At 70.9% G+C, this 9,150-nt stretch carries 12 protein-coding genes; all 12 read left to right on the forward strand.

Features of this window, described 5'->3' with window-relative positions; translation table 11 throughout:
* Positions 1 to 247 precede the first annotated feature (247 nt).
* Positions 248 to 604 (forward strand): hypothetical protein, encoded by a 357-nt coding sequence (locus C7C46_RS32470; protein ID WP_146259308.1) that lies wholly within the window; start codon positions 248 to 250, stop codon positions 602 to 604.
* A gap of 230 nt (positions 605 to 834) precedes the next feature.
* Positions 835 to 1,494, forward strand: coding sequence for a hypothetical protein (locus C7C46_RS32475; protein ID WP_110673509.1), 660 nt, complete (start codon positions 835 to 837; stop codon positions 1,492 to 1,494).
* Between the two features lie 47 nt (positions 1,495 to 1,541).
* Positions 1,542 to 2,246 (forward strand): SAF domain-containing protein, encoded by a 705-nt coding sequence (locus C7C46_RS32480; RefSeq protein WP_146259309.1) that lies wholly within the window; start codon positions 1,542 to 1,544, stop codon positions 2,244 to 2,246.
* Positions 2,246 to 3,061 (forward strand): carbon monoxide dehydrogenase maturation protein, encoded by an 816-nt coding sequence (locus tag C7C46_RS32485; RefSeq protein WP_110673511.1) that lies wholly within the window; start codon positions 2,246 to 2,248, stop codon positions 3,059 to 3,061. Before C7C46_RS32480 ends, C7C46_RS32485 begins: the two co-directional genes overlap by 1 nt.
* The gene (locus C7C46_RS32490) at positions 3,058 to 4,413 is read left to right on the forward strand and encodes a TadA family conjugal transfer-associated ATPase (RefSeq protein WP_110673512.1); all 1,356 of its coding nucleotides are present in this window, start codon (positions 3,058 to 3,060) and stop codon (positions 4,411 to 4,413) included. Before C7C46_RS32485 ends, C7C46_RS32490 begins: the two co-directional genes overlap by 4 nt.
* Positions 4,410 to 5,285, forward strand: coding sequence for a type II secretion system F family protein (locus C7C46_RS32495; protein WP_220040742.1), 876 nt, complete (start codon positions 4,410 to 4,412; stop codon positions 5,283 to 5,285). Before C7C46_RS32490 ends, C7C46_RS32495 begins: the two co-directional genes overlap by 4 nt.
* A 173-nt stretch (positions 5,286 to 5,458) precedes the next feature.
* On the forward strand, positions 5,459 to 6,169 hold the full coding sequence (locus C7C46_RS32500; RefSeq protein WP_245985291.1) for a type II secretion system F family protein: 711 nt from the start codon (positions 5,459 to 5,461) through the stop codon (positions 6,167 to 6,169).
* Between the two features lie 30 nt (positions 6,170 to 6,199).
* A complete protein-coding gene (locus tag C7C46_RS32505) occupies positions 6,200 to 6,421 on the forward strand; it encodes a hypothetical protein (RefSeq protein WP_110673515.1) in 222 nt (73 codons plus the stop codon).
* Positions 6,422 to 6,430: 9 nt separating this feature from the next.
* Positions 6,431 to 6,832, forward strand: a complete 402-nt coding sequence (locus C7C46_RS32510) for a TadE/TadG family type IV pilus assembly protein (protein WP_110673516.1) — start codon at positions 6,431 to 6,433, stop codon at positions 6,830 to 6,832.
* A 57-nt stretch (positions 6,833 to 6,889) separates the two neighbouring features.
* A complete protein-coding gene (locus C7C46_RS32515) occupies positions 6,890 to 7,282 on the forward strand; it encodes a TadE/TadG family type IV pilus assembly protein (RefSeq protein WP_110673517.1) in 393 nt (130 codons plus the stop codon).
* Positions 7,279 to 7,710 (forward strand): pilus assembly protein TadG-related protein, encoded by a 432-nt coding sequence (locus C7C46_RS32520; protein WP_220040743.1) that lies wholly within the window; start codon positions 7,279 to 7,281, stop codon positions 7,708 to 7,710. Before C7C46_RS32515 ends, C7C46_RS32520 begins: the two co-directional genes overlap by 4 nt.
* Entirely contained in the window at positions 7,707 to 9,134 is a 1,428-nt protein-coding gene (locus C7C46_RS32525) for a LysM peptidoglycan-binding domain-containing protein (protein ID WP_110673518.1), read from the forward strand. Before C7C46_RS32520 ends, C7C46_RS32525 begins: the two co-directional genes overlap by 4 nt.
* Positions 9,135 to 9,150: the final 16 nt, after the last annotated feature.

Genomic DNA, 9,150 nt, shown 5'->3' on the forward strand with positions numbered 1-9,150 from the left:
CCTGCTGAAACACCGAGGTCGGAGGGTTTGGGCCTTGACTCTCAGCCTGGTGTCGATGGTGGGGGTCGCAAGCTGTACGAGCGGGCCTTCGCCAAGCGAGGAAGCCACGTCCAGGGCGCCGGGCTCGCCTCCCAGTACGGCTACGGGGACGGTGAGCCCGACGGTGCCCGTGTCCGCTCCCTCATGGTCTGGTCCGCCGGCTCCTCCGGAGGCGCTCGCCGCGTATGACGCGATGTGGGAAGACATCATGACGGCCGCCCTGACGGCTGACTACCGGAATCCGCGCCTCGCTGCCCACATGACGGGGCAGCCGTTGACGGCCTGGTCGCAGACGTTCGCGGACGAGCGGGGCAAGGGGCTCGTGGGTAAGGGCCGACTGGTGTGGAAGGCGCACGTCACCTCGGTGACCCCGGCGACCTCACCGAACCGGGTGGAGGTGGCGGACTGCCTGGATGACACCCACTGGCTGAAGTACAAGGCCGACGGCAGTCTGGCCGACGACGTCCCTGGGGGCCGCAGTCGCTCGGCGTCGGCGATCACGTTGCAGGCGAATGGCAAGTGGGTGGTCACTGAGCAGATCACCGGCGCCGAGGGAACATGCTGAGCCGCGTCGTAGTGGTCGCTTCTGGGTTCCTCTTGGCCTCCACGAACCACGTGGGTGTGGCGCTGGCTGACGGACAGGGCACTCACTACGGCACTACCGTCTGCGGCAATGCTGCCTGTGACCTGTCAGCGGCGCACAATGCGGTGACTCCTGGCGGGTCAGGAGCGGCTCCTCCCACCACAGGCAGCGGAGGACCAGGGGGAGATGGCCAGAAGCCAACCTGTGTCAGCGTGCCTGCATCGGACGTTCTCACCCTCGACAACGGTCACAAGGGCCAGTGGTACGAACTCGACTGCGGGGGCACCTTTCCGCAGGGCAACTTCGGCTCCACACCGCTGACCGGTGGGCCGCTGTGGGCGGACTTCGGCAGCGTGGGCAAGCCGACGCCTGTCGTCGATCCTGCGGTGCTTGCCGCGAAGGCCGTCTCGAAGTTGGAGCTGCCGAAGCCGCAGGTGCGCATGTCGCCGGTGGAGACGTCACGCCAAGTGGTGGGTGTGCCGTCGTGGCTGTGGGTCGAGCGGACGTCATGGGCACCCGTTCGGTCAACCGCCGAGGTGCCCGAGGTGATGGTCGAAGCCACTGCGACGCCCTCCTCCATGACCTGGGACCTGGGCGACGGATCGGACCCCGTGGTGTGCCGGGGCCCCGGGACGCCGTACGGACCGGACTCTGATCCGGACGCGGCGTCGCCGGACTGTGGGCACGTCTTCGAGCGGCCGTCGAGTGAAGAGCCGGGTGGGGTGTTCCACGCGGTTGTGACGGCCCACTGGTCGGTGGCGTGGTCCGGAGCCGGGCAGAACGGCACCTTCCCGGACTTGGTGACGCGCTCCGAGCTGCCGGTGAAGGTCGTGGAGGTGCAGTCGCTCGTGGTGGCGGGAGCCGGCCGCTGACGTGCGGTGGATGTGGCATTGGTCGAGACCGTAGGAGTGGTGCGTTGATGTTGGCGTTGAAGGTTCCGTCCGCACGATCAAAGGGCGGCAGCCCCGCTGCGGTGGCGAAGGCGAGCGCGGGGGAGGGGATGCGGATCGCGGCGGTGAAGCGGCGCGATCGGCTGCGTCTGTTCACCGGGCTCGCGGCCATGGTGGTGTGCGCGCTGCTGTTCGGGGCGGTCGCGGTCGCCACTGGGCAACGGAGCGAAGTGCTCGCGTTGGCACGGCCAGTGTCGGCGGGGCAGGTCCTGACCAATGCTGACGTGAAGTCAGTACTCGTCTCCGCTAACGCGGGGGCCGTGACGATTGCGGCGAGTCGCCAGGGTCAGGTCGTCGGTCAGCGGGCCAACGCGTCGCTGCCGGCGGGGCTGCTGCTCTCCGAGGGCCTGTTCGGCCAGGGGCCGACCCAGCCCGGGACGGCCGTCGTGACCCTCGCGCTCAAGGAAGGGCGGTACCCGCCGACGCTCGGTGCTGGCGACCGGGTTGCTGTCTACGAGACCCATCCGAGCGCGACGGGCAGCCCGACGGCCGGAACTGCGGCGAGCACCGCTTCCGTTGAGGCGATGACTCTCGACGTCCGGTCTGGCAGCGGACCGTCGGGCGGCGCAGTGGCGATGGTGCGCGTTGCTGCCGGACAGGTGGGCCAGCTGGTGGCCGACCAGGAGCCTGCCGTCGTTCTGCTGGGTGGCGAGGCGACCGGGAGTGGTCGCTGATGGCCGTGATCGTGGTCGGTGCGGCGAAGGGTTCACCCGGCGCCAGTACGTCCGCGCTGGCCCTGGCAGCAGCGTGGCCGGGTGACGTTCAGCCGCTGGTGCTCGAGGCGGATGCCGGTGGCGGTGACGCGCTGTTGCGCTTTGGACTGCGGGACAGTCCAGGGTTGGTGAGTCTGGCGGCGGCCTCGCGCCGCGCGGGGCTGACAACGGCCTTGTTGCGGAAGCACGTTCAGCGTCTGCCCGGTGGCGTGGAGATGGTGGTTGCCCCGGCCGAGAGCGCGCAGTGCATGGCCGCCCTGGATGCCCTGAGCCCGGCCTGGGCCGAGGCTGAACTTGACGACGCGCTCTTGATCGTGGACTGCGGCGGCCTTGGGGTGGTCGGCCCGTCGGCCGAGAAGCTGCTGTCGGCCTCGGACGTGCTCGTGCTCGTGACCGCTGGGTCCGTCGAAGCATTGGCGCACACGGCAGAGGCTGCTGCCCGCCTGCGAGACCGGGTCGGGACGCTGGTAGTCGCGGTTGTCGGCCACTGTCCTTGGCCGACGGCGGAGGTGGAGGCGGCCCTCGGGGCCGATGCGTGCCTGATGCTGCCGCACGATCCGCCGACCGCGGCGCTGCTGCGCGGTCGCCCGGCGCCACGGAACCGCTGGCCGCTCAAGCCCCGCCGTCCTCTGCTGGATGCCGTTCGCCGTCTCGCCCTGGAACTGCGTCGGCGTCTTCCCGAGCAGCAGGCGCCCGCAGACCACCAGCCGCCGACGGGCGACGGCGCGGCTGAGCAGACCAACCTCGCCACCGTGCTTCGAGGAGAGCTCACATGACGCTGATCCCGCACCAGGATGCTGCCCTCTCAGAGCCAGCCCAGAGCCTGCCGAGCGAGAAGGCGTTGAGCGAAAGCCTGCGGGTCGAGGTCGCTCAGCTGCTGGTCGCCGACGCCCAGGACCGGGAGGAGAAGGGCGAACGTCCACGGTCGGCCAGGCAGCGCCGGGCGCTCGGGGAGCGGCTGCTCACCGAGACGCTGGAACGCCACACTGCTCGCCTCCTTACCCGGGGCGAGAAGGCCTTGGAGAAGGAAGCCGAGCGCCGGGTCATGAGTGCTGCGCACGGCGCCCTATTCGGCCTCGGCGGCCTGCAGCAGTTGCTGGACGACGCCGAGGTGGAGAACATCGACGCGAACGGCTGTGACGGGGTGTTCGTTCGCTACGCGGACGGCCGCAAGGAGCAGGTTGCGCCGATCGCCTCCTCGGACGGTGAGTTGGTGGAGCTGATCCGTACGGTCGCGGCGCGCGGCGGGGAGGAGGAGCGCCGGTTCGACCGGGCGGTGCCGAGACTGAACGTGCAGCTGCCGGACGGCTCGCGGATGTTCGCCGTGATGGCGGTCTCCGGCCGGGTCTCCCTGTCGATCCGCCGCCACCGCTACCCGCGCGCGACCTTGGCCCAGCTGCGTGACCTCGGGGCGTTCGACGAGGACCTGGAGCAGCTGCTGCGCGCCCTGGTGCGAGCGCGCAAGAACATCATCGTCGCCGGGGGAACGAACGTCGGGAAGACGACCCTGCTGCGCGCGCTGGCCTCCGAGATCCCGGCGTCGGAGCGACTGGTGACCATCGAGGACACCTTCGAACTCGGGCTCCATCAGGACAGCCTGCACCCCGACGTCGTGCCTATGCAGGCGCGCGAGGCGAACATCGAGGGCGAAGGCGCCATCGACCAGGCGGAGCTGGTGCGTTGGGGGCTGCGGATGGCCCCGGACCGGGTGATCGTCGGCGAGATCCGCGGCGCCGAGGTCGTGCCGATGTGCAACGCGATGAGCCAGGGCAACGACGGCTCCCTGTCCACGATCCACGCCTCCACCTCACGCGGCGTGTTCACCAAGCTGGCGGCGTACGCCGTGCAGGCACCCGAGAGGTTGAGCCTGGAGGCCACGAACCTGCTGGTCGCCTCCGCGGTCCACTTCGTGATCCACCTCGCCCGCGACACCTCCGGGCGCCGGGCAGTCTCCTCGATCCGCGAGATCATCGACGCGGACGGCGGACAGCTGATCTCCAACGAGGTCTACCGTCCCGGCCCCGACCGGCGAGCTGTGCCCGCGGTTCCGCTGCGCGCCGCGACGCTGGATGATCTCGCTGCCGTCGGCTACCGCGCACCCCAGACGGCCAGTGGGTGGTCGCTGTGAGCGCCCGACTGCTCCTGGTCCTTCTGCTCGGTGCCGGGTTCGGCGGCGGCGCGTGGCTGCTGTACACCGGGCTACGGCCGACCGAGTCCACCACGGATCGTCAAGAAGGCCGCGTCCTACGCTGGTGGCGGGCCCACCGCCCCACGCGCCCAGGGCGACGGCTCGCTGCGACGGTGCTCACGTCGCTGGCCGTTTTCCTGGTGACCGGATGGCCCGTAGCGGCGCCGTTGGCCGCGTTGGCTGCCTGGTTCCTGCCCAGCCTGCTGGGACGGGACAAGGACCACGAACGCGCTGTCGCCCGAATCGAGGCGATCGCCAGCTGGACCGAGCAGTTGCGCGACACCCTCGCTGCGGCAGCCGGCCTTGAACAGGCGCTGCTCGCCACCGCCGCCACGGCCCCGCAGGCCATCCGCCCCCAGATCGCCGACTGCGCAGGCCGTATCCGTCGCGGCCAGCGGCTGTCCGACGCGCTGCACGAGCTGGCGGACGGCTTGGCGGACCCGCTCGGCGACCTGGTCGTGATCGCGCTCCTGGGCGCCGCCGGGCGGCAGTCCGGACGGCTCGCCGACCTCCTCGCGGGCCTGGCTCGCTCGGCTCGTGAGCAGGCTTTGATGCGGGCTCGAACGGCCTCCTCGCGTGCTCGTATCCGGACTTCGGTGCGGATCGTGGTCGCCACGACCCTCGGCATGGCCATCGGGCTGGTCGTCCTCAACCGGTCCTACCTCCAGCCGTTCGACACCGCCGCCGGACAGCTCGTGCTGCTGCTGGTCGGCGGGCTGTTCGCGGGTGCGTTCGCCTGGCTGCGGCGCATTTCCGCTTTCGCCGAACCGGCTCGCCTGCTCGCGGGCGCGGGGACGGAGCTCACGTCGTGATCTATCTGCTGCTCGGAGCCGGGTTCGGCGCTGGCGCATGGTGGGCCTGGCTCGGCTGGCGCCCACCCGTCCCAGCCCTCGCAACTGCCCTCGCACCAACGCCACCGGCGGCTGCACCACCTCCTCGTGGGGGAGAGTTCGAGGGTTGGTCAGCGCGACTCGGTACGCGGTTCGTGCCGTTGTTGGTGCGCTGCCGTCTGCCTGGACAGAAGATCGCCGCGGATCTGCGTACCCTCGGCGTCCCGGTCGAACGTCACCTCGCGGAGAAGGCGACCGCCGCCGTTGCCGGGCTGCTGATGACCTGGGTGCTCACCGGCACGCTGGCGGTGGCCGGGCTCGACCTGCCGCTGCTCCTGCCGCTCTGGGCCTCGGCGGCGCTGGCTCTCGTGCTCTTCTTCGCCCCAGATCTGGCGCTTCGTCAGCGAGCAGCGCGCTACCGGGACGAGGTCCGCCACGCGCTGTCCACGTTCCTGGACCTGACCGTCGTCGCGCTGTCCGGCGGCGCAGGCGTCGAGCAGGCCCTGACCGCTGCCGCGAACGCCGGCCACGGGGCGGCGTTCGCCGCCTTCCGCCGTGCACTCTCCCAAGCCGAGGTCACCCGGACGCCGCCCTGGACACCGCTGGGTGAGCTCGGCGAACGCCTCGCGGTTCCGGAGCTGTCCGAACTGGCCGCCACCACCGCGCTCGCCGGCCACGAGGGCGCCAAGGTCAAGGCATCCCTGACCAGTAAGGCCGCCACGCTGCGCGCTCACCTGCTCGCCGAGGCAGAAGCCGAAGCCGCCTCCGCCACCGAGCGGATGAGCCTCCCCGTGGTCCTCCTCTTCGCCGGGTTCCTCCTCTTCATCGGCTACCCAGCCCTCGCCCACGCCCTCTCCGGGCTCTGACCCCTCACCACGTTCCCCACGGAGTCCTCGATGCGCACCACCGTCACCTACGCCCGGTCCCTCGCCCGAACTGCCGCCCGCCGCCTGGCAGCCCGACTCGCTGACGGGTATGCCCGCGCCAAGGCCGAGCCCGACGCCGGCTACACCACCGAGACCATCGTCATCACGGCGCTGCTCGTCCTGTGCGGCATTGCTGCGCTCGGCGTCCTGACAACGAAGGTTCTCGACAAGGTCAACGGCCTCAACTTCTAGGACGCGTTCATGCTGCTACGACGCCACTTGCCCCACGAGCGCGACCGAGGAGCGGCCACTCCCGAGCTCGCCCTCGCGGCCCCACTGCTCCTGCTCGTGCTGATGGCCGTCGTGCAGTTCGCCCTGGCGGTTCACGCTCACCACATCGCCCAAGCGGCCGCTGCCCGCGCGCTGGCCACCGCCCGCGCAGAGCGGGCCACGGCTGAGCAAGGCCGGGCAGACGGCCAAGCCTTCCTGGGGCAGGTCGGTTCCGCGACCTTGACCTCGCCGAAGCTTGCGGTGCACCGCGGTGCCGCTGAGGCGAGCGTCGACGTCAGCGGCGGTGTGGTGCATGTCGTGCCCTTTCTCGACCTGCACGTGCGCGCCCACGCGAGCGGCCCCGTCGAACACCTCACGTCACCGAACCACTGACCCGCTACCCAACGGAGGACCCGCGTGGCAGCTCGCAGATGCGGTGACCGGGGCTCGGTGTCCGCCGAGATGGCCCTCATCACCCCGGTACTTCTCGCGCTGCTCCTGGTGGCAGTAGGCGCTGGTCGCCTTGTCTCGGCACGGCTGGATGTCGCGGACGCCGCCCACCAGGCGGCCCGTGCCGCCTCCCTTGCGCGCACGCCGACCGCTGCCGGCGCTGCTGCCCAGGCCGCTGCCCGCTCCGCGCTCGACGGCGCCGGGCTGGCCTGCTCGCGGCTGTCGACCACGGCCGACAGCAACGCCTTCCGGCCCGGTGGACAGATCAACGTCACGGTGGCGTGCACGGCCGACCTCGCGGGCCTCGCCGCGATCCCGTGGCCGGGCAACCACACCATCACGGAGACGTTCAGCGTCCCGCTGGAGACCTACCGCGCCGGAGAACGTCGGTGAACGCCAACGTTGCTCCACGCAGGGAGCGTTGCTCCGACCAGGGATCGATCACGCCGTTCACGGTCGTCGTGGTCATGGGTCTGCTCGCCCTGCTCGGGCTGACGGTCGACGGCGGCCTCGCCCTCGCCGCCAAGGCCCGGGCCTACGGTGAAGCCCAGGAGGCCGCCCGTGACGGTGCCCGCCACCTCGACCTCAAACTGCTCCGCGACCAGCAGCCGCTCACCCTGCGGGCAGGTGAGGCAGAGCAGGCTGCCACCAGCTACCTGCGCACTGCGGGAGCCGCGGGGGAGGCGACGGCGAGCGCCGACCAGGTGACGGTCACCGTCCACCGCACCCAGCGCACCCAGCTCCTCGCCCTCCTCGGCATCACCACCATCAACGTCAGCGCGACGGCCACCGCGCACGCCGAGGAGACGGACACCCAGTGACCTCGACCATCGAACGCCTTGGTCGCCTGCTGCGCGCACTCGGCGCCGCCGCTGCCCTGGCAGGCCTGCTCGCGGGACTGCCGTACGCCCTCCTCGTGTGGGCCGAGGAGTTCCGCCCCAAGAGGCTGCCCGAGTTGGACGAGGTCATGGCCTGGGCCAACAGCCCGCTCTCCACGGTCCTCCTGCTGCAGCTCCTCTACTGCTTGAGCTGGGTGCTCTGGACATACCTTCTACTGCAGACGCTGCGCGAAGTGATCTGGTACGCAGCGAACTTCGGGGCGCTACTGCGCGCTGCAGGATCCGAGACGTTCGCGTTCACCGCCCGGCAGACGGTCGCTGGGCTACTCGTCGGAGCGATCGTTCTCGCACTCGCCGCCAGCCTGCGCAGTGCGCCCGCCGCCCGCAGCACCACCGCGTTGGCAGCATGGAGCACGCCAGTCGCCGCCACCGCTCCGGCAACACCCACCATGACCACGCTGAAGAGCGCCCCCGCTCCCGCCGCTGACCGCGCCGCCGCGCAGGCCGCCAGCGCCTGCACCGTCCGGCCGGGCGACACCCTGTGGGACCTCGCCGACCGTCACCTGGACAACCCCCTTCGCTGGCGCGAGATCTACGAACTCAACAAGCTCCGGCCGCAGTTCGATGGCCGCCACCTGGACGACCCGGATGAGATCACTCCGGGCTGGACCTTCCTCCTGCCCCGCACTCCGGAGCCGGCGACCGCGCCTCCCGCGCCCCCAGCTCCCGACCGCCTGTCAGTCCCCGCCGACCACCACGACTCGGCCGCGCCCACCTCACCGGCTCCGACGCCAAGCGCCACTACGGGCACCCAGCCCGCCCCCGCACCACAGACCGCCCAGTCGAACAATCAGCCTCCACCCCATGTGGCCGCGACCCATCACGAGGCGCCCGAGCCGGGCATCGAGCTGCCGCGCGGCGCCGGCTATCTCGCAGTCACAGTGGGCGCAGCGCTCAGCGCCGCAGCAGTCCGACGCACACTGCGCCGCCGACGCGACTACCGGCCCGGTGATCAGTTCCACGAGCACGAGGACCGTCCAGAGGAGACCCCGCTCGTCGCTGCCATGCGTGGCATCACCCGCCACCACCAGGACGCCTATCCCCAAGCCGGTGGACGGGAATCCGCAGCAGTGGAGCTACCCCTGGCCACCGGCGGAGGCCGGCAACACGGCCTACTCGACCTCCTGGCGAACCAGCAGGTCCCGGCCGCAGCGCTTACTGGACCGGCAGCCGACGATGCGGCTCGCGCGCTGCTCGCCACTGTCCTGACGACCCCGGGACGTGCAAGCCTCCTCATGACCCGTGCGGAAGCCGAGAGGCTGGCACCTGGACTGATGGAGAGTCAGGTCGCGCAGTGCCGCCTGGTTGCCGACACCGAACACGCCTTTGGCGCACTTGAGGAGTAAGCATTCACGAGGTCCG

It is taken from the genome of Streptomyces tateyamensis (assembly GCF_003205575.1).
Taxonomy (GTDB): Bacteria; Actinomycetota; Actinomycetes; order Streptomycetales; family Streptomycetaceae; genus Kitasatospora; species Kitasatospora tateyamensis.

Excerpts from the sequence above, each read along its gene's own strand:
- C7C46_RS32485 (WP_110673511.1), top strand. The coding sequence starts at position 2,246 with ATGGCCGTGATCGTGGTCGGTGCGGCGAAGGGTTCACCCGGCGCCAGT.
- C7C46_RS32490 (WP_110673512.1), top strand. The coding sequence starts at position 3,058 with ATGACGCTGATCCCGCACCAGGATGCTGCCCTCTCAGAGCCAGCCCAG.
- C7C46_RS32470 (WP_146259308.1), top strand. The coding sequence starts at position 248 with ATGACGGCCGCCCTGACGGCTGACTACCGGAATCCGCGCCTCGCTGCC.
- C7C46_RS32480 (WP_146259309.1), top strand. The coding sequence starts at position 1,542 with ATGTTGGCGTTGAAGGTTCCGTCCGCACGATCAAAGGGCGGCAGCCCC.
- C7C46_RS32505 (WP_110673515.1), top strand. The coding sequence starts at position 6,200 with ATGCGCACCACCGTCACCTACGCCCGGTCCCTCGCCCGAACTGCCGCC.
- C7C46_RS32510 (WP_110673516.1), top strand. The coding sequence starts at position 6,431 with ATGCTGCTACGACGCCACTTGCCCCACGAGCGCGACCGAGGAGCGGCC.